Below are 22,673 nucleotides of genomic sequence, written 5' to 3' on the forward strand. Positions count from 1 at the left end.
TTCGGACGCACCGCGGTCTTCGTGCTGCTCGCCTGCGTGGGACTGGAAACCTACGCCCACCTGATGCTGACCGACCTGGCCTTGCTGGCCGGCGTGGCGGTCGGACTTGCCGGCCTGCCGCGATGGCGCCAGTCGCCGGTTGCGAGCGGGCTCGAAATCGGCACCGGCGTCGGCATCGGCTTCCTGGCGAAAGGGCTGCTGGCGCCGGCGTGCCTATCTGCGTACCGGGCTGGCGGCCCTGGCCGCGGCGCTGCCCTGGCTCCTGATCTGGCCGGCCGTCCTGTATGCCCGTTCGCCAGCGCTGTTTGCCGACTGGTTCTGGGTGAACAACATCGGGCGCTTCGTCGGCTTTGCCGTTCCCGAGCTGGGCGCGGCGCACGACAGCGGCTTCTGGTCGAGGAATCTGTGGTGGGTGACGCTGCCGGCGCTGCCGCTAGCCCTGCTGAGCCTGTGGCGCGAACGGCGCACCCTGCGCACCAACGAACTGCTGCAGGCCAACCTGGTCATGGCAGGGGTGATCCTGGGCGTGCTGGTCCTGTCGGCTTCCGCACGCGGCGGCTACGCCTTGCCCTTGCTGATCCCGCTGTCGCTGCTCGGTGCGTCCAGCGCCGTGTCGCCCGGTGCACGCCTGGAACGCGCATGGCGCGGCGCCGCCCGGCTGGTCTTCGGCGCCGTCGCTGCCTTGCTGTGGCTGACCTGGGCCTATGTCATGTTTTCGGGCGATCCGCTGCACCTGCATGGCTTGTATGCCCAGCTGCCGCCGGTGCCGGACCGGCATCCCGATGCCGCCGTCGTCGGCGCCTGCGCGCTGGCGAGCGCGGCTGCGCTGGCGCTGATGTTCTGGCGCGCGCCCCGCCAGGTCGCACTGCAGACATGGGCGGTCGGTCTCGCCCTCTGCTGGCTGTTGGCGGCAGGCCTGTTCACTCCCTGGGTCGACCAGGTCAAATCCTACCGGGACGTCTTCACCTCGATGCGCCCCTTCCTGGCGCCGGGTGCGGAGTGCGTCGCCAGTCCCGGACTCGGGGAGAGCGAGCGGGCGATGCTGCGCTATTACACCGGCGTGGTCACGCAGAGAGTGGAGTCGAAGCAGGCCGCCGATTGCCGCCTGCTGCTGGTGGAAGACTGGCGCGGCGAGGCGCCCCGCCGGGTCGACGGCCGGCGGTGGGTCGCGGTATGGGAGGGGACGCGGCCGGCCGACGACCGCGAGCGATTCCGGCTGTACCGGCGCCGGCCTTAGCCGGCGCAGGCCTTAGTCAGCGGCGGCTGGTGCGGCAAGGCGGGACGCCGTAGGCACCGGACGGACGCCGGGCTGGCGTCCACTGGCCGTCTCCGCCAGGCGGAACCGGCGCATCAGCTGCTCCAGGCGTACCGACTGGTCCTGCATGCTGGAGGCGGCGGCGGCGGCTTCCTCGACCAGGGCCGCGTTCTGCTGGGTGGCCTGGTCCATTTGCGTGATCGCCGCGTTGACCTGGTCGATGCCGGCGCTCTGCTCGCGGCTGGCGGCGGTGATCTCGGCCATGATGTCGGCCACGCGCGCCACGCTGGCGACCACTTCCTCGATCGTGGCGCCGGCCTGCTGCACCAACGTCGTGCCATTGTTCACCTGGGCGACCGAATCGCCGATCAGGGCCTTGATCTCGCGCGCCGCGGTGGCCGAGCGCTGGGCCAGGTTGCGCACTTCGGAGGCCACGACGGCGAAGCCGCGGCCCTGTTCGCCGGCGCGCGCCGCCTCGACCGCCGCGTTCAGCGCCAGGATATTCGTCTGGAAGGCGATGCCGTCGATGACGCCGATGATGTCGACGATCTTGCGCGAGGCGCCGTCGATGGCGCCCATGGTATCGACCACCTGGCCGACGATCTCGCCGCCGCGCGCGGCCACCTGCGAGGCCGCCTGCGCCATCTGGTTGGCCTGGGTCGCGTTGTCCGCGTTGTGACGCACGGTGGAGGTGAGTTCTTCCATCGAGGCCGCGGTTTCTTCCAGCGAGCTGGCCTGCTGTTCGGTGCGCGCCGACAGGTCGAGGTTGCCGCTGGCGATTTCGGTCGATCCGGCGGCGATCGTCCGCGAACCGGCCTGCACCTCGGCCACGACCTTGGCCAGGCCGTCGCTCATGGATTGCATCGCGCGCATCAGGGCGCCGATCTCATCGCGGCGGCCGTGGTCGTAGGACCCGGTGAGGTCGCCGGCCGCCACGGTTTCGGCCGCACGCACGGCGCGCGACAGCGGACGGACGATGCTGCGCGTGATCGCCACCGCGGCGAATGCGCCCAGCACGATCATCAAAGCGTTCAATAGCAGCACCAGGCGGGAATGTTCCTCATAGGTGGCGCGGCTGTCGCGGGTCATTGCGTCGATGGTGCGGCGCTGGATCGACAGCAGTTCCTGCAGAGCGGCGGAATAGGCCTGGGCGGCGGGGGCGAAGCCCTCGTCGTAGCGGCGCTCGGCGGTCGCGGAGTCGCCGGCCTTCTTGGCATTCATCACCTCGACCTTGGCGGCCTGGTATTTGGCGCGCAGGGCCTGCACTTCCTGCAACTTGGCCTTTTCTTCCGGAGAAACGAGCAGGGGCTCGACCTTCTTGATGATCTCGGTGCTGCGGGTGACGCTGTCGGCGATGTCCTTGGCGAAGACGGTGCTGAGGGTGTTGTCGGTGCTGCGCGCAATCAGCGAGGTGCGCACGATCGCGGAATAGGTGTTCACGTTCCAGTCGGACACCATGCGTTCCTTGGCCAGCGGCACGGCCAGCATCCTTTCGGTGGCCTCGGCGTTGGCGCGGGCGGTCATGAGGGCGGAAGCGGTGGCGATGGTGGCGAGCACCAGGATCAGGGCAAAAGCGACGGCGAGGCGGGTGCCGATGCGCGTATGGCGTAGCAGGTACTTCATGTGTCTCCCATGGTTTTTGTTGTAGGGAAAGTATGCGATATTTACTTGTGGTATGGAAATTCTTTCGAGCGAAGGGCGCAATCTGTGGCAATTTTGCCGCGTCCGAGATCTGTTCAATATTTCTCAGGCGCAGCCAAGAATATCCGCCACCTCGATGAGCGAATCGGCAACCACGTCCCAGTCTTCCTCGGCCCGCAGGTCCTGGTCCTGGTCCGGTCCATACTCGTGCGGCCGGCGCACGAACACGGTGTGCATTCCCAGCGCCCGCGCGGCCCGCAGGTCGCCGTTGTGGGCGGCCACCAGCGCCGCCTGGCCGGGCTCGAAGCCGGCCGCTTCCAGCGATTTCAGGTAGGTGGCGGGCTGCGGCTTGTAGCTGCGCGAAATCTCCGCGCCCAGGATGGCGTCCCAGGGCAGGCCGCCGAAGCGGGCCAGTTGCAGCATGCCGGCGATATGGCCGTTCGAGATCGGTGCGATGGCGAAGCGGCGCTTCAGGCGCGCGAGGCCGTCGGCGACATCCGGCCACGGGTCCAGCCTGTCCCAGGCGCGGGTCAGCTCGGCCAGGTCCTGCTCCGGAATATCGTCGACCGCCACGCCATGGCCGGCGAGCAGCCGCTCCAGGTTTTCGCGCTGCAGGACGTCGAGCCGGACCCAGGGCCGTTCGCCCGAACGCACGCTCTCCATTGCCGGCTGGTACAGCGCGCGCCAGGCGTTGGCAAAGTCGAAGGGATCGAGTGCGATGTCGTAGCGCTCCAGGAAGGGCGCGGCCGCGCGCGCCACGCCCGAACGCCAGTCGACCACCGTGCCGAACACGTCGAAACCGAGGAAGCCGACCTGCTGCAGCCTGCAATTCATGTCCGCTCCCGGCTCAGCCCTGGGCGCCGGCTGCCAGCGCCACGATGGTGCGCGCCAGGCCCTCCAGCACGCGCGCCGTGGCGGTGTAGTCGAGGCTACCCGGCGTGTCACCGGCCTGGTCGCCGGCATCCATCTTGTAGTAGGGATAGCGCAGGAAGGCGGTGTCCGTGACCATGACGGCGGGATAGCCGGCGTGCCCATAGGACGCGTGGCCGGACAGGGTCACGCCCTGCACATAGGCCGGTGCGGCCAGGCCGTAGGAGGGCAGGTCGGAAGTCGCCCGGAAAGCGGACAGGGCATCCTGTACCCGGCGCGAGGATTCGAGCGTGCCGACGTAGGCGATGAAGCTGCCGGCGTCCGGGCTGCCGGTGTCCGGACGTGCGGCATCCTCCTTCGCGCCGGGCGGGAGTTTGCGGCCGTGGCGCCGCAGCGCGTACCATCCGGCGTCGTGCGGCGCCGGCGCGTCTTCGAGCCGCTGCGCGCTGCCCGGTTCCCCATCCCTGGACCAGGACGGCTCTTCGTCGATGAAGAACACGAACTTCACTTCGGTGCCCTGACTGGGCCGCAGGTCCTTCAGCAGGCGCGCCAGCTCCAGCACCGCCGCGGTGCCGCTGCCGTCGTCGTCGCCCGGCGCCGGGTCGCAGCGCGCGCCGACGATGAAGATGCGCGTCGGCCTGGCGCCGGGCGCGAGATTCGATACCGCGACCTCGATATTGCGCACGAGGCGGGGCGCATGCGGTCCGCCGGCCTGGTAGCGCTGCCGCCGGATCGCGTAGCCGTCGCCGCGCAGCACGTCCTCGATGTAGCGCGCGGCCCGTTCCCGCCTGGCCGGAGTGGCCGCGCCGCGCTCGCCGGCATCGATGGCGGCCACGTGGGCGCGCAGGCGCGAGGCCAGCGGGATCTCCGGCACCGCGGCGCCGGGGCTCACGGTGAACAGCGCCAGCACCACCAGCAGGACGATGGCGACCAGGGCTTTCCAGTGTGCGCGCAGAAAGATTCGCATGACATGAAGACGCCGCAAAAAGAGACCGGGGCCGGCCTGCGATTTCATGATACCGAAATCACAAGCCGGCCCCGGTAGGGCGCTTTCAATTACGCGGAGTAACTCAGAGCTCAGCGCGCCGCGGTCGTGTTCCCCGCCGGCTCGGTCCAGCCGCCGCCGAGCACGCGGTACAGCGTGACCTGGTTCTGCAGTCGCGCCAGGTTCGCTTCGATCGCCTGTTGCTGGGCGGTGAACAGCGAACGCTGGGCATCCAGCAGGTCGAGGTAGCTGGCGGTGCCGTTGCGGTAGCGCAGGTCCGACAGGTTGAAGCGGTCGCTTTCCGCTGCCGCCACGGCCTGCTGGGCGCGCAGCTGCTCGCTGAAGGTGGCCTGGCCGGCGAGGGCGTCCGAGACTTCGCGGAAGGCGGTCTGGATCGACTTCTCGTAGCGGGCCACGGCGATGTCGCGGCCGGCAACGGCGCTCTCGACGCCGGCGCGGCGGGCGCCGAAGTCGAACAGCGGCAGGATCGCCTGCGGTGCGAAGCTCCAGCCGAAGGAGCCGGACTTGAACAGGCCCGACAGCTCGGAGCTGGCGCTGCCGGCGCTGCCGGTCAGCGAGATGCGCGGGAAGTAGTTCGCGCGCGCCGCGCCGATGTCGGCATTCGCCGCGATCAGCTGCTGCTCGGCCGAGCGGATGTCCGGACGCGCGACCAGCAGGTCGGACGGCAGGCCCGCCGGCAGGTCCGGCAGGTTGGTTGCCGCCAGGGTCGCGCCCGGCGGCAGGTTGTCCGGAATGGTCTGGCCGACCAGCAGGGTCAGCGCATTCGTGTCCTGCGCGATAAGGCGCTGCTGCTGGGCCAGCACGGTGCGGGCCTGTTCGACCAGCGAGACCGCCTGCTGCAGGTCGAGCTTGGAGATCACGCCGTTATCGAAGCGCAGCTGGGAGAGGCGCAGCGATTCCTCGCGCGTCTTGAGGGTCTGCTGGGTCAGGTCCAGCAGTTCCTTGTCGGCCAGCAGGGCCAGGTAGGTATTGGCCACCGTGGCGATCAGGCTGATCTGCGCCGTCTTGCGTGCTTCCTCGGTCGCCAGGTATTGCGCCAGCGCCGCATCGCTCAGGTTGCGCACGCGGCCGAACAGGTCCAGCTCGAAGGCGGACACCGACAGGCCGGCCTGGTAGACGCTGGTCAGGGGCGCGTCGCCGGGCGTCGAGGCGCGGTTGGCGGTCAGGCCCGCATTAACCTGCGGGAAACGCGCCGCCCGCTGGATCTGGAAGGCGGCGCGCGCCTGCTCGATGTTCAGGATCGAGACGCGCAGGTCGCGGTTGTTCGCCAGCGCCATCTGGATCAGCTGCTGCAGGCGGGCGTCGGCGAAGAAGCGCTGCCAGGCGATGTTGGCCGGGGCCTCGGCCGCCACCGGGTTGCCGCTGTGGACGGTGCCTTCCACGGTCGGGAAGGCGCCGGCCACCGGCGCGGCCGGGCGCTCGTACTTGGGCGCCAGGTTCACGCAGCCGGTCATCAGCATGGCCAGGGCCAGGGGAGTCAGGACTTTTTTCATGGTTCCGTTCATATTTCTTCTTTCGCAATACCTGCGGCTTCGGCGTGGTGCTCGTAGATCTCCTGCTGGCGTTTGCTGCCCTTGAAGATGCTGCGGATGACCACGAAGAACACCGGCACGAAGAACACGCCGAGCGCGGTCGCGGTGATCATGCCGCCCATCACGCCGGTACCGATGGCGCGCTGCGAAGCCGCGCCGGCGCCGCTGGCGATCACCAGCGGCAGCACGCCGAGGATGAAGGCCAGCGAGGTCATGATGATCGGACGGAAACGCAGGTGCGCCGCCTCGATCGCCGCCTCGATAGGCGACTTGCCCTGCGCCTGCAGGTCCTTCGCGAACTCGATGATCAGGATCGCGTTCTTCGCCGCCAGGCCGATCACGGTGATCAGGCCGACCTTGAAGTAGACGTCGTTCGGCATGCCGCGCATGGTCGCGGCCAGCAGCGAGCCGAGCACGCCCAGCGGCACCACCAGCAGCACCGAGACCGGGATCGACCAGCTCTCATACAGTGCCGCCAGGGCCAGGAACACCGCCAGCAGCGAGAAGCCGATCAGGACGAACACGGTCGAGCCGGACAGGATTTCCTCGCGCGACTGGCCGGTCCATTCGTAGGCGAAGCCGGCCGGCAGCTTGGCCGCCAGGTTCTGCATCTCCTGCAGCGCGTCGCCCGACGAGTAGCCCGGCTTCGGTTCGCCGGTGATGCTCATCGCCGGATAGCCGTTGTAGCGGGTGGTCTGCTGCGGACCGTTGATCCACTTGGTGCTGGCGAAGGCCGACAGCGGCACCGGCTGGCCCTTGGTATTCAGGGCGTTCAGGCGCAGCAGGTCTTCCGGCTGCATGCGGTCCTTGGCGTCGGCCTGGACCACCACGCGCTGCAGGCGGCCGGCGTTCGGGAAGTCGTTCACGTAGCTCGAACCCAGCGAGGTCGAGATCGCGGTGTTGATCGCATCGAAGGTCACGCCCAGGGCGTTCGCCTTGTCGCGGTCGATCTCCAGCTGCAGCTGCGGCGCATCTTCCAGGCCTTCCGGACGGATGCCGGTCAGAACCGGGGATTGCATCGCCATGCCCAGCAGCTGGTTACGCGCCTGCAGCAGGGCTGCGTGGCCGAGGCCGCCGCGGTCCTGGAGACGGAAGGAGAAGCCGGCGCCGCGGCCCAGTTCCGGGATCGGCGGCGGGCTCACCACGAAGATGAAGGAATCGCGCAGCGCCATCAGGTGCCCGGTGATGCGGCCGGCCAGGCTCTGTGCGTCCGAGCCTTGCGCCTTGCGCTCGTCCCAGGGCTTCAGCGGGATGAAGGCGAGACCCATGTTCTGGCCCTGGCCGGAGAACGAGAAGCCGGTCACGGATACCATGTCGGCGACTTCCGGCTGCTTCAGCACATAGGCTTCGGCGGCCTTCAGCACGGCGTCGGTGCGCTCGGCGGTGGCGCCCGGCGGCAGCTGGATGTTGGCGATGATGTAGCCCTGGTCTTCGTTCGGCAGGAAGGAGTTCGGCATCCTGGTGAATACCAGGCCGACCAGGCCCAGCAGCAGCACGAAGACGACCAGTGCGCGGCCGGTGCGGCGCAGGATCTTGCCGACGAATCCTTCATAGCGCTTGGCGCCGGTGCTGAAGGTGCGGTTGAACCAGCCGAAGAAGCCGCGCTTCTCCATGTGGTGGCCGGCTTCCACCGGCTTGAGCAGGTGGGCGCACAGCGCCGGGGTCAGCGACAGCGCCAGGAAGGCCGAGAAGGCGATCGAGGACACCATCACCGCCGAGAACTGGCGGTAGATGTTGCCGACCGCGCCGGCGAAGAAGGCCAGCGGCACGAACACCGAGATCAGCACCACGGTCACGCCGATGATGGCGCCCGAGATCTGGCCCATGGCCTTGCGGGTCGCCTGCAGCGGCGGCAAGCCTTCCTCGGACATGATGCGCTCGACGTTCTCCACCACCACGATGGCGTCGTCGACCACGATACCGATCACCAGCACCATGCCGAACATGGTCAGCACGTTGATCGAGAAGCCCAGCGCCAGCAGGGTGGCGAAGGAGCCGAGCAGGGCGACCGGCACCACGATGGTCGGGATCAGGGTGTAGCGGATGTTCTGCAGGAACACGTACATCACGATGAACACCAGGATCACGGCCTCGATCAGGGTCTCGATGACCTGGCTGATCGAAATCTGGATGAACTTGGTGGAGTCGTAGGGAACCGCGTACTTCATGCCGTGCGGGAAGTACTTCTGCAGCTCGGCCATGCGGGTCTTGATCAGGTTGGCGGTCTCGAGCGCGTTACCGGTCGGCGACAGCTGCACGCCGATACCGCTGGACGGCTTGCCGTTCAGGCGCGCCGAGGTCGAATACGCCTGGCCGCCGATCTCGATGCGGGCCACGTCCTTCAGGCGCACGGTGGAGCCGTCCGGATTCGCGCGCAGCACGATGTTGCCGAACTGTTCGACGTTCGACAGCTGGCCGGTCACGACCACGGTCGCGGTGATCTGCTGGCCCACGTTCAGCGGCAGGTCGCCGATGGTGCCGGACGCCACCTGGGCGTTCTGGGCGCGGATCGCGTTGTTGACGTCGGAAGCGGACAGCTTGAAGCCGACCAGCTTGGCCGGGTCGATCCAGATGCGCATCGCCTTCTCGGTACCGAACAGCTGGGCCTGGCCCACGCCCTTGATACGCTGGATCTCGGGCAGCACGTTACGCGAGGCGTAGTCGCCCAGCGCGATCGGGTCCCAGTTCGGGTCGTCCGAGGAGAGGATGGTGAACAGCAGGAAGTTCGAGCGGGCCTTGTCGACGCGCACGCCCTGCTGGGTCACGGCAGCCGGCAGGCGCGGGGTCGCGCGCGACAGGCGGTTCTGGACGTCGACCTGGGCCAGGTCGGGATCGGTACCGGTCTCGAAGGAGATCGTGATGGAGCCGGTGCCGTTGGCCTGGCTGGTCGACTCCATGTAGACCATGCCGGGCGAACCGTTCATCTCGCGCTCGATCACGGAGATGACCGAGTCCTCGAGGGTCTGTGCGGAAGCGCCAGGGTAGGCGACGCTGACGACGATCGACGGCGGCGCCACGGTCGGGTATTGCGCGATCGGCAGCTGCTTGATGGCGACGCCGCCAAGCACCATGATGAACAGCGCGATCACCCAGGCGAAAATTGGGCGGTCAATAAAAAAACGAGCCATTGGGAAGTCCTGTTTCTAATGTTGCTCTTACTGGCGGGTAGTGCCCGTGCCGGCGGCGGCGGCGGCCGGCGAACCGGTCGCGGCCGGGGCGCTGTTGGCGTTCTGCGGAGTCCATGCCACCGGCTGTACCGGGGTGCCCGGCGGCAGCATCTGCAGCTTCTGGAAGCCGTCGACCATCACTTTCTCGCCTTCCTTCAGGCCGCTTGTCACGACCCAGTTGGCGCCTTCCTGCGAGGCGATCTTGACGGTGCGCGGGGTCGGCTTGTTGTCCGCGCCGATCACCATCACGGTGTCGCCGGTCTGGCCGCCGCGGGTCACGGCCTGCTGCGGCACCAGGATGCCCGACGGCAGCTCGGCCTGGGCCAGGCGCACGCGCACGTACTGGCCCGGCAGCAGGGCGCTGTCCGGGTTCGCGACCTGGGCGCGCAGGGTGACCTGGCCGCTGGTCGGGTCCACGGTCACGTCCGAGAACAGCAGCTTGCCTTTGCGGCCCAGTTCGCTACCGTCGTCGAGGATCACCGACACCGGGATCGCCGAGTCGATGCCGCGGTTGCCAGCGCTCTTGCGCAGGCGCTGCAGTTCGGCGGCGGACTGGGTGATGTTCAGGTAGACGTTGTCGGTCTGCTGGATCAGCGCCATCTGGGTCGCCTCGGTGCTTGATACCAGTGCGCCTTCGGTCACGAGGGCGCGGCCGATACGGCCCGAGATCGGGGCGTAGACGTTCGCATAGCCATAGTTGATCTGGGCGATCTTCACCTGCGCCTTGGCGGCGTTGACGTCGGCTTCGGCCTGCTTGGCGGCGGCGACGGCGTTGGTGAACTCCTGCTTGCTGACCGCATTCGCCTCGACCAGCGGCTTGTAGCGCTCGACGGTGGCCGAAGCCGAGGTCAGGTTGGCCTGGGCGCGGCCGAGCGAGGCCTGGGCGCTGTTGAGCTGTGCCTGGTAGGGCTCCGGATCGATCTGGAACAGGGACTGGCCCTGCTTGACCATGCTGCCTTCGGTGAACAGGCGCTTCAGGACGACGCCGTTGACGCGGGCGCGCACCTCGGCCACGCGGATCGCTTCGACGCGGGCCGGCAGTTCGGTTTCGAGGGCAACCTGCTGGAATTTGGTCGTGATGACGCCGACTTGCGGCGCCGGCATCTTGCCGCCGGGGGCACCGGCGCCGGCCTGGGCGGCATCCTTGTGGCCGCAGCCCGACAGCAAGGCCAGGGCGGTCAGGGTGCACGCGGCAATCCTGGTCAGATTCAGGGTAGATGGTTGGGCAGAACGCATTAAGTGCTTCCTTCTGTTGAAAAAAGGACAAAACCGTCCTGCAGTACTACTCCGGCACCGCACAACGATTCGTCATTGGCTTTTAGGTAAACGGGGATATACTATCACGAGTGTATGTTTAATGTTTCTTGACCACCAAAAAATGGAGATAGGCGCCAATGGCCCGCAGAACCAAAGAAGAGGCCGCTGCCACGCGTGACAGCATCCTTGATGCTGCAGAGAAATTGTTTGTTGAACAGGGTGTTTCGAGAACGACCTTGCAGCATATCGCAACCGCTGCCGGTGTGACGCGCGGTGCGATTTATTGGCACTTCGACGACAAGGGCGCCCTGTTCAACGCGATGATGGAGCGCGCGATCCTGCCGCTGGAGGCGGAGCTGCAGGTGCTGGACGAAGCCGATTCGAGCGATCCGCTGGCCGACCTGCGCGAGTACATGCTGGCCGTGCTGCGTCGCACGGTCGAGGACCCGGTGGCCCGCCGCGTGTTCGAGATCGCCATGCTGAAGGTGGAGTTCGTCGACGAGATGGATGCGGTGCGCTGCCGTCGCCAGCATAGCCTGAGCCAGTGGATGGCGCGCGTCGAACGCCGCATCAAGGTGGCCGCCGACCAGGGCTTGATCTCCTGCAAGGTCGAGCCGAGCACGCTGGCGCTGGCGATGTGGACCATGATCGACGGACTGGTCCGCAACTGGATGTTCGCGCCCCAGAGCTTCGATCTGCTCGAGTTGGGGAAGTGCGTGATCGATCCGTATATGGAAGGCTTGCGGGCGGGGCGCGCCTGAGCCCGCCTGAGCCCGGCAAGCCTTCGAGTATGCATGTTTACAATATTGCCAACTGATGCAAGGATGGGGCCTGTTTCCTTGTGGAGGACGGCATGCGTACCAGACTGACCATTGCGCTAGCCTTGTTCATGGTTGTACTGCTGGGCTGGCAGCATTTGCACGGCGGTGTCCCGGCCCACCACCTGCTGGCGCGCGAAGACCTGCCCGCGGTATCCAACTGGTGGGGAGTGCTGACCCTGCCGGTCCTCGCCTGGTTCCTGCTGGGCCGCATCGAGCGCCGCCGTGAAGGCGGGCAGGGCGGTACCCGTGCCATGGCCGCAGGTTTCGTCGCCAGCCTGCTGTATGGATTCACGCTGGCGCTGTGCTTCGTCTCCGGCAAGCCCGAGGTCAGCGACATCATGGCCCAGGGCGTGTTCGTCATCGCCTTGTTCCTTCCGGTTTACCGCGCCGAATGCGTGCTCGGTTTCGTGATGGGGATGAGCGTGTTCCTGGGCGCCATCCTGCCGATGATCGCCGCGCTGGTCTTCGCCGCGGTCGGCGCGCTGCTGTATCACGCCGTCCGCTTCGTCTGGCTGAGGCTGTCGGCACTGGCGCGCTAGCTCATGAGATTGTTGTTGGCATTCCTGCTCGGCCTCGGCTGCGCCCCTTCGGTCCTGGCGCAGGCGCAGGCGCTGCCGTTCGCGGGCCGCTGGCTGCTGGACGATCGGCCGGCGGCACAAGCTGCCTATACCGTCCTGAACATCAACAACGATCGCCTGCGCTGGAGCGGACCGGATAAATCGGTCCCGCCCTGCGAGCAGGAATTCGCGCTGAAAAAGGAAAAGCCCGGCACGGTGTACCTCGATGGACGCGGCACCAGATTCCTGGCCGGCGTCCCGGGCAGCATCCCGACCTATCTGCTGACCTTGCGCAGCAGCACCTGCGGCCGCGCCGGCGAGGATGTGAGGATCCGCTATCCGCTGATCTACGATGCCCAGCACATCGAAGTCATCGAATACGAGAACGGCAAGCCGGTGAGTTCGCGGCGTTTTCACCGCAAGAAATAAATTCTTCCGAAAGATCAATGCACATCGGCCGGCATTTCTTCAGGGGATTCCGCGCGCAGCATCGAGATCAGGCCTTCCAGCGCCAGCGAAGCCTCGCCGCGCCACACCAGGTGGGTCCGGTTCTCCGCGATGTGTGCCGGCAGCTTGTGCTGCCTCACCTTGTCCGCGGCCTGCAGCGCGCCGAGCACGCTCTGCGGCACGACGGCAAAGCCGGTCCCCGCCGCCACGCAGGCGATCATGCCCTGGTAGGAACCGAATTCGAGCACCCGTTCCACCGTCACGTTTTCGCTGCCCAGCCATTCGTCCAGGCGCCGCCGGTAGGAGCAGCCGTGGGTAAAGGCGATCATGGTCAGGCGGCCGAGGTCTTTCGCATCGCGCACCGGACCCGTGGCAAGGGGCGTGATCAGCACCAGCTCTTCGCGGAACACCGGCAAGGCTTCCAGCTCGGGCGCGGTGAAAGGCTCGGACACGAAGGCCGCTTCGATCTCGAAGTTCCTGACCGCCTTGAGCAGGGCGCCGGTGGTGCCGGTGACGAGCTCCACCACCACGCCCGGATGTTCTTCGTGGAAGCGCGACAGGATGGGCGCCAGGCGGCTGCCGGCCGTGCTTTCCAGGGAACCGAGGCGAAACACGCCCTGCGGCTTGCCGCTGCGCAGCTCGTCGACGGCTTCGTCGGCCAGGCGCAGCAGGCGGGTCGCGTAGTTCAGCAGCGTCCTGCCTTCGGCGGTCAGGCTGAGCGAGCGGCCGTCGCGGCGGAACAGGCGCACGCCGAGGTACTCTTCCAGTTGCCGGATGCGGGTGGTGACGTTGGATGGCACGCGGTGCAGCTTTTCCGCGGCCCGGTTCACGCCACCCTCGCTGACGACGGTACGGAAAATGAGCAGGGCTTCCAGGTCGATCGTTCTCATGGAGAGAATGATAGTCCATTTTTATTCATTAGTCAGCGCGCCCAGCTTGCGCTTTAATTTAGGCATGGATAGCACGACACTTCCCCTTGCCGCCAGGAGCGGCCGCGTTGCCGCCGCCGTCTGCGCCGCGGCCATGATCTCGCTGGCGGTGGCCATGGGCATTGGCCGCTTCGCCTTCACGCCCCTGTTTCCGCTGATGGTGAGGGACGGGCTGCTCGACAGCCACGCCGGCGCCATGCTCGCCGCTGCCAACTACCTGGGCTACCTGGCCGGGGCGCTGGCGGCCTCGCGCCTGCGCATCAAGCCGGCGCTGCTGCTCGCCCTCGGGCTGGCCGGCACCGTGCTGATCACGGCGGCGGTCGGCTGGACCGCCTCCGGCTTCTGGTGGGCCGTGCTGCGCTTCCTGGCGGGCGTGATGAGCGCCTGGACCCTGGTCGCGACCAGCGCCTGGGGCCTCGGCTGGCTGGCGGCGATCGGGCGTCCGGACCTGGCCGGGGTCCAGTTTTCCGGCGTCGGGATCGGCATTGCCGCCGCCGGCATGTTCTGCCTGCTGCTGGGGCGTTCGCTGCCCTCGCCGCAACTATGGATCGGCCTGGCGGCGCTGGGCGCACTGGCGTCGATCCTGCCGCTGGTGCTGAGCCGCAGCCTGCCGGCGCCGCCGGCGCCCATGCCCGCAGCCGCAGCGGCCGCCACCGGGCCCGCCGCGCCGCAAGCCACCTTCGGCCTGGTCGTCTGCTATACCCTGTTCGGCTTCGGCTACATCCTGCCCGCCACCTATCTGCCGGCGCTGGCGCGGCAACTGGTCGACGATCCCGCCGTGTTCGGCCTGGCCTGGCCGGTGTTCGGCGCCGCGGCGGCCATCTCCACGGTGCTGGTGTCCTGGCGCCTGGCGAAGGCGCAGCGCCTGGGCGTGTGGGCGGCCGCCCACCTGCTGATGGCGGTCGGCGTGCTGCTGCCGGCCGTGTGGACCTCGCTGGCCAGCGTGACCCTGGCTGCGCTGCTGGTGGGCGGCACCTTCATGGTCATCACCATGGTCGGCATGCAGGAGGCGCGCGCGCGTGCCGAAGGGCAGGCCACGCGCGTGCTGGGCAGGATGACGGCAGGCTTCGCAGTCGGCCAGCTGGCGGGGCCGCTGGTGAGCGCGGGCATCGCCGGCCTGACGGACACCGAGGCCGCGGCCCTGCACATGGCGCTGGCGCTGTCGGCGCTGGGCCTGCTGGGCAGCGCAGCCTGGCTGTGGAAAACGAACTCGCACATTGCACATCGAAAGGGGAAACCATGAATCCGAGCCAGAGCCAGCAATTCCTTGAACGCCTCGCGCTCCAGTATCCGATCATCCAGGCGCCGATGGCCGGCGTGTCGACGCCGCGCATGGCGGCGGCGGTGTCCAACGCCGGCGGCCTGGGATCGCTGGGACTGGGAGCGAGCAATGCCGCCCAGGCGCGCCAGATGCTGGAAGAAACGCGCGCCCTGACCAGCCGCTCCTTCAATGCGAACGTGTTCTGCCATGTGCCGGCACGCCGCGATGCCGAGCGCGAAGCGGCCTGGCTCGGCCACCTCGCGCCCCTGTTCGCCGATGCGGGCATCGCGGCACCAATCTCGCTCGACGAGATCTACAAATCCTTCAACGAAGATGAAGACATGTTCCGCATGCTGCTCGAGCTGCGTCCGGCGGTCGTGAGCTTTCACTTCGGCCTGCCGTCCGCCGAACGGCTGGCCGCCTTTCACGAGGCGGGCGTGTTCACGATGGCCACCGCCACCAGCCTGCGCGAGGCCGGGATCATCGAACGGGCGGGTGTGATGGCGATCGTGGCCCAGGGCATCGAGGCCGGCGGCCACCGCGGCATGTTCGATCCGGAACAAGGCGACGAAGGCCTGAGCACCTCGGTGCTGGTGCGCCTGCTGGTCAGGAAGACCGGCCTGCCGATCGTCGCCGCCGGCGGCATCATGGACGGTGCCGGAATCAGGGCCGCGCTGGACCTGGGCGCGGTGGCGGCGCAGCTGGGGACCGCCTTCATCCTGGCGCCGGAATCCTCGGCCAGCGCCGTCTACCGCGCAAACCTGAAGAGCGAACGGGCCGAGGCCACGCGCATGACCGCGGCCATTTCCGGACGCCCGGCGCGCGGCATGCTCAACCGCCTGATCGCCCACGGATACGAGGCCGGCAGCCCGCCGCCGGCCTCGTATCCGGTCGCCTACGATGCGGCCAAGCAGCTGCACGCCGCGGCCGCCAAGGCCGGCAACCACGAGTTTGCGGCGCAGTGGGCAGGGCAGGGAGCGCCGCTGGCGCGCGAGATGCCGGCGGGGGAGATGCTGCAGCAGCTTGCCAGGGAAATGGCGATGTAAACGGAAAACGGCGGCACGAATGCCGCCGTTCACCCACTACCGTCATTCCCGCACACACCACCACGTCGTCCCCGCGCAGGCGGGGATCCAAGTTCTGCGTGCGTTACGTCAGCTTATGCAAAATCAGCGCAGCTCCTCGATCATCTTCTTCAGCTTGACCGAATCCGCAACGAAGGCACGGATACCCTCGGCCAGCTTCTCGGTCCCCATCGCGTCTTCGTTCAGCATGAAGCGGAAGGTCTTCTCGTCCATCGCGATCTTTTCGATGTCCGCGGACTGGTCGGCCACCAGCTTGCGCTCGACGGTCGCGTCGGCGTCGGCCAGCTTCTGCAGCAGGTCCGGCGAGATGGTCAGCAGGTCGCAGCCGGCCAGTTCCAGGATCTGCGAGGTGTTGCGGAAGCTCGCGCCCATCACTTCGGTCTTGTAGCCGAACTTGCGGTAGTACTGGTAGATGCGCTTGACCGACTGCACGCCCGGATCGTCGGCGCCCTGGTAGTCGGTGCCGGTCGATTTCTTGTACCAGTCGTAGATACGGCCCACGAACGGCGAGATCAGCTGAACGCCCGCTTCGGCGCAGGCCACGGCCTGGCACAGCGAGAACAGCAGGGTCAGGTTGCAGCGGATGCCGTCTTTTTCCAGGATCTCGGCGGCGCGGATACCTTCCCAGGTCGAGGCGATCTTGATCAGCACGCGCTCGCGCTTGATGCCGGCGGCTTCGTACAGGGCGATCAGTTCGCGGCCCTTGGCGACGGTCGCTTCGGTGTCGAAGGACAGCGCGGCGTCGATCTCGGTCGAGACGCGGCCCGGCACGAACTTGAGGATCTCGACGCCGAAAGCGATCAGCAGGCGGTCGACGATCTCTTCGACCGAAGCGCCTTTGGAGTCGGCGACAGCTTTTTCCAGCAGCGGACGGTATTCCGGCTTCTGGACCGCCTTCAGGATCAGCGAGGGGTTGGTGGTCGCGTCTTGCGGCGCGTAGGCCTTGATCGACTGGAAGTCGCCGGTATCGGCCACCACGGTGGTGTACTGCTTGAGCTGTTCGAGTTGGTTCATGGTGCGTGGCAAGTGATGTGAGATACGGATTCCGTGATTGTACCGCACCGGCAGCCGGCGATTTATTCGAAAAAACGCATGCCGGCATAGGGCGCCGCACGGCACTGGGCCAGGCGGCTGGCCAGTTTGCCGACGTGGACCTCGAGCTGGTGGCCGTCCGGATCCAGGAAATAAAAGGAATCGCCTTCGCTCCTGTTTTTCCGCCACTCGACGGCGCCGGCCTCGAGCAGGCGCGCACGGAAGGCGGCGAAATCGACCTGGGCGACATCGAAGGCGTAGTGCGTATAGTCCGGCTCGGCCGGGGCTGCGCGCTTGCCGTCGAGCGACAGGCACAGCCATAGTTCGCCCAGGCTCAGGTAGGCGCCCGTGTTCCAGATCGCTGCCGGTTTGAAGCCAAGCAGGTCCTTGTAAAAGGCGAAGCTGCGCTCGAGGTCGGCAACGGCCAGGGTCAGGTGATTCAGTCCGCTCAGCAATCGGTGGCGTCCAGGAAGGCCGCGACCATGCGCTCCAGGCCGGCCTTGTCTTCATCTGAGAAACGTTCCAGCTTCGGGCTGTCGATATCGAACACGCCGACCAGCTTGCCGTTCTTGATGACCGGAAGCACGATCTCCGAGGCCGAGGCCGAATCGCAGGCGATGTGGCCGGGGAAGGCGTGCACGTCCGGCACCACGATGGTCTCGCGCTGCACGGCGGTGGTGCCGCAGACGCCGCGGCCGAAGGGGATGCGGGCGCAGGCCGGCTTACCCTGGAAGGGGCCGACCAGCAGATCCTGGCCTTCGCCCTTCTTGCTCGGCACGGTGAAATAGAAACCGGCCCAGTTCAGGTCGGCCAGGGTGTCGTAGACCAGCGCCGAAAACTGCGAGGCGTTGGCGGTGAGGTCGCGCTCGCCTTCGAGGACGCTGGCGACCTGGCGTACCAGCAGGTCGTAGTCGGGGCGGGTGCTGCGTTCGGGATTGATGTGCATGGCGTGAGCTCGAAGGAACTGATCGGAAAGCGATATTTTACCGCCAGCATGGCAATACTGCCGGGCCGAACCGGATGGCGCCTTTCAGGCGGCGGCCAGCTGCCGCAGGGCCGGCAAGATGGCATGCAGGCTGTCGACTTCGCAGGTCGGCACGGCCTCGCTCGCATTGCCCAGCTTGCCCGGATTGAACCAGCAGCTGTCGATGCCGAAGCGGTTGGCGCCGAGGATGTCGGCGTCCAGCCGGTCGCCGACGATGACGGTTTCCCGCTTCGCAAAGGCGCGCGCCATCTTCGCCGCGTAGTCGAAGAAGCGGCTGTCCGGCTTGGCAAAGCCGCAGGCTTCGGAGGTCGAGACAAAGGAGATGTGGTCCTTCAAACCCGAGCTGGCGATGCGGCGGGTCTGGATGTGCTCGACGCCATTGGTGATGATGCCGACCTCGCCGATGGCCGACAAGGCTTCGCAGACCTGCCTGGCGCCGTCGATGAGGACGACGGTGTCCGACAGCGACTCGAGATAGAGGTGGCTGGCGGCTTGCGGATCGAGGTCGAGGGCCTTCTGCGCGAAGGTACGGCGGAAGCGTTCGACTTTCAGGAAATCCTTCGAGACGGTCCCCAGCTCGAATTCCTTCCACAGCGCAATGTTGATGGCCTGATATTGCGGGAACAGGGCTTCGATGCCGTCTTTCAGGCCGAGCGCCTGCATGGTGCGCACGAAGGAAAGCTGTTCGGATGCCTTGAAGTCGAGCAGGGTGTCGTCGAGGTCGAAGAGGAAGAGCGTATGTTTCATCGGCTATATATTAGCCGAGCATGCGAACTCTGTCTCAGGTGGTCAGCGGCGTCATCACCAGCTTGTGGAAGGCCGGGCGCGCCGCAAGGCGGTCGAACCATGCCTGCAGCCCGGGCAGGGGTTCGCGTTCGATCGGCAGGGCGAACCAGCGCCAGGCCGCGCAGCCCACGGCGATATCGCCCACCGTGAACGTGGCGCCGCCGACGTAATCCTGGTCGCCCAGATGGCGGTCGAGAATGCGCATCGTGGACAGGGCGGCAATGCGCTGCTCCTCGATCCTGCCGGATCGCGGTCGGCCGCGGGCGTGCGCATGAAGGCGCGGAACAGGGGCAGCAGGGCCGGCGACAAGGTCGAATTCGTCCAGTCCATCCAGCGCTCGGCATCGGCGCGCGCGCGCGGCTCGAGCGGCAACAGGCCGTCCAGCGCGTATCGCCCCGCGAGGTACCTGACGATGGTGTTGGATTCCCAGACCACGAAACCGTCGTCGTCGATGGTGGGCACCAGGCCGTTCGGATTCAGGATGCGGAAGGCCGGCGTGCCGACCACGCCGAAGTGGCGTCCGGCGTCGATGCGGCGATAGTCGAGCGCCAGCTCCTCGCAGCACCAGAGGACTTTCTGTACATTGATCGAATCGGCGTTGCCCCAGACGGTAATCACGGCGCCGGCATCAACCGATGAAGGAATCGAACTGCATGTCGAATTCCTGCAGCGCCTTCTGCGCATTCTGCATCTTCTTCCTGAACTCCGGCCCGCGCTTCAGGGCCAGGCCGACCGCCAGCACGTCGATCACGACCAGGTAGGCCAGGCGCGCCGAAATCGGCGTGTAGGGGTCGATCGCGAACACGAGGTCGATCGGGATCAAGAGGCTGGCCATGTCCGCCAGCGGGGTGCCGGAGGGCGCCAGCACGATCACCTCGGCGCCGCCGCGGCGCGCCAGTTTCGCGGAACGCGTGAGTGCGGGATTGTTGCCGCGTTGAGAAATTGCCACCACCACGTCGCCTTCGCGCAGCAGGGCCGCGGCGATCGAGTGGATCGCCGGATCCGTGTAGGCGATGGTCGGCACGCCCGAGCGGAAGAACTTGTGCTGGGCGTCGGCGGCCACGAAGCCGGAGGTGCCCTGGCCGTAGAACTCGATCTTGTTGGCGCGCGACAGGATGTCCAGCGCCTTCTGGATCAGCTCCGGCTTGAGGTTGTTGCGCAGGTCGAGCAGGGTGTTGATCGAGCGGCTGCAGATCTTGTTGACCAGGTCGGCGGCGAGGTCGTCCTGGGCCGGCTGCTCGGTGGCGCCGGGCAGGGCCAGCGCCAGGCCTTGCGCCAGTTTCAGCTTGAACTCGTGCCAGCCGTCGTAGCCGAGGGTGCGGCAGAAGCGCACGACGGTCGGCTCCGAGACCCCTGCTGCGCGCGCCAGCGCGGTGATGTTCTGGCTGACGGTGGCGCTGGGCGATGCCAGCACGGCGAGCGCCACCTTGCGTTCGGATTTCGACAGCGAGTCGAGCTGGGTGCGGATGGAATCGAGCAGCACGGGGTCGGCGTCCTTAATCTTCCGGCAGCGCTTCTTCGCGCCACTGCAGGCCGTCGCGGCCGATCAGGGCGCTGGACGCGGCCGGGCCCCAGGTGCCGGAGGAATAGGGCACCGGCGAGGTGTCGTCCTGCTCCCAGTAATCGAGGATGGGCTCGACCCATTCCCAGGCCGCTTCCAGCTCGTCGCCGCGCATGAACAGGGTCAGCTGGCCGCGCAGGACATCCAGCAGCAGCCGCTCGTAGGCTTCCATGCGCGGCGCCTTGAACTGCTCGCGGAAATCGAGTTCGAGCTCGGCCTGCTTCAGGCGCATGCCGTCGCCCGGGGTCTTGGACATCAGGTTCAGCGACAGGCCCTCGTCCGGCTGCAGGCGGATCACCAGGCTGTTCGGCTGGAAGCTGGAGGTCGGCTGGTTGAAGATCGAGTGCGGAATCGGCTTGAAGCGCACGACGATCTCGGCCAGGCGGTCGGCCATGCGCTTGCCGGTGCGCAGGTAGAAGGGCACGCCGGCCCAGCGCCAGGTATCGATCTCGGCCTTCATGGCGACGAAGGTCTCGGTCTTCGACTGCTTGGGCGCGCCCGGCTCGTCGCGGTAGCCCGGCACCGGCTGGCCATCGACGTAGCCGGCGCGGTACTGGCCGCGCACGATGTTCTGCGTCAGCGTGGTCGGCGTGAAGCGCTTCAGCGAGCGCAGCACCTGCAGCTTGGAATCGCGCACGGCGTCCGGCGCGATCGAGGTCGGCGGTTCCATGGCGACGATGCACAGCAGCTGCAGCAGGTGGTTCTGCAGCATGTCGCGCAGGGCGCCGGAATTGTCGTAGTAGCCGAGGCGGTTGCCGACGCCGATCTTCTCGGCGATGGTGATCTGCACGTCCGAGATCCACTCGCGGCGCCACAGCGGCTCGAACAGGACGTTACCGAAGCGCAGGGCCAGCAGGTTCTGCACGGTCTCCTTGCCCAGGTAGTGGTCGATCCGGTAGATCTGCGATTCGGCGAAGACCTTGCCGACGTCCAGGTTGATCTGCTTGGCCGACTCCAGGTCGCGGCCCAGCGGCTTTTCCAGCACCACGCGCGAGTTCGGCGTGGCCAGGCCGCTGGCGGCCAGGTTGTCGCAGATCTTCGCGAACAGCGAGGGAGGGGTGGCCAGGTAGTACACGCGGGTCAGGGACTCGTCCTTGCGCAATGCCTCGACCAGGCCGGCGTAGCTCTTCAGGTTGACGGCATCGACGGACACCCAGGTGATGCGGTCCAGGAATTTCTTCCACGCGGCTTCGGCGACGCTTTCCTTGATGTGCGGCTTCGAATTCGTCTCGACCATCTGCAGGAAGCCTTCCTGCGTCATCTCTTCGCGGCCCACGCAGATGATGCGCGCGCTCGGGGGAAGGTCGTTGGCGACGTCGCGGGCATACATCGCGGGCAGGAGTTTGCGCATCGCGAGGTCGCCGCTGCCGCCGAAGAAAACGAGATCGAAATCGGAAAGTGCCATGGAGTATCTGATCGTAAGGGAGGGATAAGCTTGAATTGTAAATTTACTACACGAATATTGATCGCGCAAGAAAATTTACTACGCCATCGAGCGATCCGAGGAAATATGGTGCCACATCCATTTAATGGCCGGCATTCGCGTGGGCACGGTGTGCCCACGCCGGCCGCGCCCGCCCTACATCAGCCGCGGTATTCCGGCATCTCGAGCCCGGCCACGTCGACGCGGAAGGCCAGCACCTTGCCGCTGTCCGGCATCGCCGCCAGCTCCTCGGCCGGACGGCCGCCGCACGCACTGGTGACGTACAGGGTACGCAGGTCCGGGCCGCCGAAGCAGACCGCGGTCGGGCACTTCACCGGCAGGTCGATCTGCTGCAGCAGTTCGCCGGTGGGCGACAGCTTCAGGATGCGGCCGCCTTCGTACATCGCGATCCAGTAATTGCCTTCGCTGTCGAGCGCCGCGCCGTCGGGACGGCCGCCATAGGTGCCCGAGGTTTTATCGGCCTCGAAGGTGACCAGGTTGCGGCGGTTCGACGCGGTGCCGCTGGCGAGGTCGTAGTCGTAGCAGTCGATGCGGTGGCTGGTGGTATCGGCGTGGAACATGGTCTTGCCGTCCAGGGACCAGGCCAGGCCGTTCGAATTGGTCATGCCGCCGCTCCAGGCCAGGCGCAGCTCACCCCTGTCCAGCACGTACATTTCGGCCTTCGGCTGGTCGCGCGGTTCGTAGATGGTGCCGACCCAGAAGCGCCCTAGCGGGTCCACGCGGCCGTCGTTGAAGCGCATGATCTTCGTATCGTAGGGCGCGGGCGCGATGTCCTCGACCTCGCCGCTGCTGGTGTTCAGGTAGACGAAGCCGTTGCGGGTGGAGATCACCAGGTTGTTGTCGATGTCGACGGCCAGGGCCGACGGTTCGCTGTCCATCTTCCACGCCGAATACTTGCCGCTCGCCGGATGCAGGCGGTGCACGGTCAGGCCGGGAATGTCGACCCAGTACAGCGCCGATTCGACCGCATGCCAGATCGGGCATTCGCCGGTCTTCATCGCCTCGTCGTGCGCTACCACGAAATGTTCGGTTTTCAT

The 22,673-nt window shown here is 67.0% G+C and carries 21 protein-coding genes and 1 pseudogene; 6 read left to right on the plus strand and 16 right to left on the minus strand.

Annotation, left to right across the window (positions count from 1 at the left end; translation table 11 throughout):
• Positions 1-139: 139 nt before the first annotated feature.
• Positions 140-1,237 carry a hypothetical protein gene (locus tag AC1DOP_RS18560; RefSeq protein WP_477252681.1) on the plus strand — a complete coding sequence of 366 codons (1,098 nt, stop codon included), beginning with the start codon at positions 140-142 and terminating at the stop codon, positions 1,235-1,237.
• 12 nt (positions 1,238-1,249) lie between these two features.
• Here the strand turns inward: AC1DOP_RS18560 and AC1DOP_RS18565 are convergent, their stop codons facing one another.
• The 6 genes from AC1DOP_RS18565 to AC1DOP_RS18590 form a co-directional block, all read right to left on the minus strand.
• A complete protein-coding gene (locus AC1DOP_RS18565) occupies positions 1,250-2,878 on the minus strand; it encodes a methyl-accepting chemotaxis protein (RefSeq protein ID WP_477252683.1) in 1,629 nt (542 codons plus the stop codon).
• Positions 2,879-3,001: 123 nt separating this feature from the next.
• Positions 3,002-3,730, minus strand: a complete 729-nt coding sequence (locus tag AC1DOP_RS18570; RefSeq protein WP_442122418.1) for a haloacid dehalogenase type II — start codon at positions 3,728-3,730, stop codon at positions 3,002-3,004.
• Positions 3,731-3,743: 13 nt separating this feature from the next.
• Positions 3,744-4,733 carry a M28 family peptidase gene (locus AC1DOP_RS18575; RefSeq protein WP_442122419.1) on the minus strand — a complete coding sequence of 330 codons (990 nt, stop codon included), beginning with the start codon at positions 4,731-4,733 and terminating at the stop codon, positions 3,744-3,746.
• A 110-nt stretch (positions 4,734-4,843) separates the two neighbouring features.
• Positions 4,844-6,265 (minus strand): efflux transporter outer membrane subunit, encoded by a 1,422-nt coding sequence (locus AC1DOP_RS18580; RefSeq protein ID WP_442122420.1) that lies wholly within the window; start codon positions 6,263-6,265, stop codon positions 4,844-4,846.
• Positions 6,266-6,273: 8 nt separating this feature from the next.
• Positions 6,274-9,432 carry an efflux RND transporter permease subunit gene (locus tag AC1DOP_RS18585; RefSeq protein WP_477252686.1) on the minus strand — a complete coding sequence of 1,053 codons (3,159 nt, stop codon included), beginning with the start codon at positions 9,430-9,432 and terminating at the stop codon, positions 6,274-6,276.
• A 27-nt stretch (positions 9,433-9,459) separates the two neighbouring features.
• On the minus strand, positions 9,460-10,707 hold the full coding sequence (locus AC1DOP_RS18590) for an efflux RND transporter periplasmic adaptor subunit (RefSeq protein WP_442122422.1): 1,248 nt from the start codon (positions 10,705-10,707) through the stop codon (positions 9,460-9,462).
• Between the two features lie 257 nt (positions 10,708-10,964).
• Between AC1DOP_RS18590 and AC1DOP_RS18595 the strand changes: the two genes are divergently transcribed.
• The 3 genes from AC1DOP_RS18595 (at position 10,965) to AC1DOP_RS18605 (ending at position 12,535) form a co-directional block, all read left to right on the plus strand.
• Positions 10,965-11,489: a TetR family transcriptional regulator gene (locus AC1DOP_RS18595; RefSeq protein ID WP_442122423.1), complete on the plus strand. Its 525-nt coding sequence runs from the start codon at positions 10,965-10,967 to the stop codon at positions 11,487-11,489.
• 92 nt (positions 11,490-11,581) lie between these two features.
• Positions 11,582-12,088, plus strand: coding sequence for a hypothetical protein (locus AC1DOP_RS18600; protein WP_442122424.1), 507 nt, complete (start codon positions 11,582-11,584; stop codon positions 12,086-12,088).
• A gap of 3 nt (positions 12,089-12,091) precedes the next feature.
• Positions 12,092-12,535 (plus strand): hypothetical protein, encoded by a 444-nt coding sequence (locus AC1DOP_RS18605; RefSeq protein WP_442122425.1) that lies wholly within the window; start codon positions 12,092-12,094, stop codon positions 12,533-12,535.
• 14 nt (positions 12,536-12,549) lie between these two features.
• Here the strand turns inward: AC1DOP_RS18605 and AC1DOP_RS18610 are convergent, their stop codons facing one another.
• Positions 12,550-13,443, minus strand: a complete 894-nt coding sequence (locus AC1DOP_RS18610; protein ID WP_442122426.1) for a LysR family transcriptional regulator — start codon at positions 13,441-13,443, stop codon at positions 12,550-12,552.
• Between the two features lie 64 nt (positions 13,444-13,507).
• Between AC1DOP_RS18610 and AC1DOP_RS18615 the strand changes: the two genes are divergently transcribed.
• Both AC1DOP_RS18615 and AC1DOP_RS18620 read left to right on the plus strand, forming a co-directional pair.
• Positions 13,508-14,725, plus strand: a complete 1,218-nt coding sequence (locus AC1DOP_RS18615; RefSeq protein WP_477252689.1) for a YbfB/YjiJ family MFS transporter — start codon at positions 13,508-13,510, stop codon at positions 14,723-14,725.
• Complete coding sequence (locus AC1DOP_RS18620) at positions 14,722-15,789, plus strand: NAD(P)H-dependent flavin oxidoreductase (protein ID WP_477252691.1); 1,068 nt, start codon at positions 14,722-14,724, stop codon at positions 15,787-15,789. Before AC1DOP_RS18615 ends, AC1DOP_RS18620 begins: the two co-directional genes overlap by 4 nt.
• 123 nt (positions 15,790-15,912) lie before the next feature.
• On the opposite strand, the gene tal is transcribed toward AC1DOP_RS18620, so the two are convergent.
• The 9 genes and pseudogenes from tal to AC1DOP_RS18665 all read right to left on the minus strand — a co-directional run bounded on the left by tal (position 15,913) and on the right by AC1DOP_RS18665 (position 22,673).
• Entirely contained in the window at positions 15,913-16,842 is a 930-nt protein-coding gene (gene tal, locus AC1DOP_RS18625) for a transaldolase (protein WP_442122429.1), read from the minus strand.
• 62 nt (positions 16,843-16,904) lie between these two features.
• Complete coding sequence (gene fos, locus AC1DOP_RS18630) at positions 16,905-17,315, minus strand: fosfomycin resistance glutathione transferase (RefSeq protein ID WP_442122430.1); 411 nt, start codon at positions 17,313-17,315, stop codon at positions 16,905-16,907.
• Positions 17,309-17,806, minus strand: coding sequence for a GAF domain-containing protein (locus tag AC1DOP_RS18635; RefSeq protein ID WP_442122431.1), 498 nt, complete (start codon positions 17,804-17,806; stop codon positions 17,309-17,311). The genes fos and AC1DOP_RS18635 overlap by 7 nt, the downstream gene beginning before the upstream one ends.
• 84 nt (positions 17,807-17,890) lie before the next feature.
• A complete protein-coding gene (locus AC1DOP_RS18640; protein ID WP_442122432.1) occupies positions 17,891-18,592 on the minus strand; it encodes a YjjG family noncanonical pyrimidine nucleotidase in 702 nt (233 codons plus the stop codon).
• 34 nt (positions 18,593-18,626) lie between these two features.
• Entirely contained in the window at positions 18,627-18,836 is a 210-nt protein-coding gene (locus AC1DOP_RS18645) for a glutathione S-transferase C-terminal domain-containing protein (protein WP_477252694.1), read from the minus strand.
• Between the two features lie 239 nt (positions 18,837-19,075).
• Positions 19,076-19,315: pseudogene (locus AC1DOP_RS18650) on the minus strand (thioredoxin domain-containing protein); the annotation flags it as partial.
• The gene (locus AC1DOP_RS18655) at positions 19,260-20,114 is read right to left on the minus strand and encodes an SIS domain-containing protein (protein ID WP_442122434.1); all 855 of its coding nucleotides are present in this window, start codon (positions 20,112-20,114) and stop codon (positions 19,260-19,262) included. The gene AC1DOP_RS18655 and the pseudogene AC1DOP_RS18650, both read right to left, overlap by 56 nt.
• Positions 20,115-20,127: 13 nt before the next feature.
• On the minus strand, positions 20,128-21,597 hold the full coding sequence (zwf, locus tag AC1DOP_RS18660) for a glucose-6-phosphate dehydrogenase (protein ID WP_442122435.1): 1,470 nt from the start codon (positions 21,595-21,597) through the stop codon (positions 20,128-20,130).
• A gap of 179 nt (positions 21,598-21,776) precedes the next feature.
• Positions 21,777-22,673, minus strand: a complete 897-nt coding sequence (locus AC1DOP_RS18665; protein WP_477252697.1) for an SMP-30/gluconolactonase/LRE family protein — start codon at positions 22,671-22,673, stop codon at positions 21,777-21,779.

Source organism: Massilia sp. 01N410, assembly GCF_056399665.1.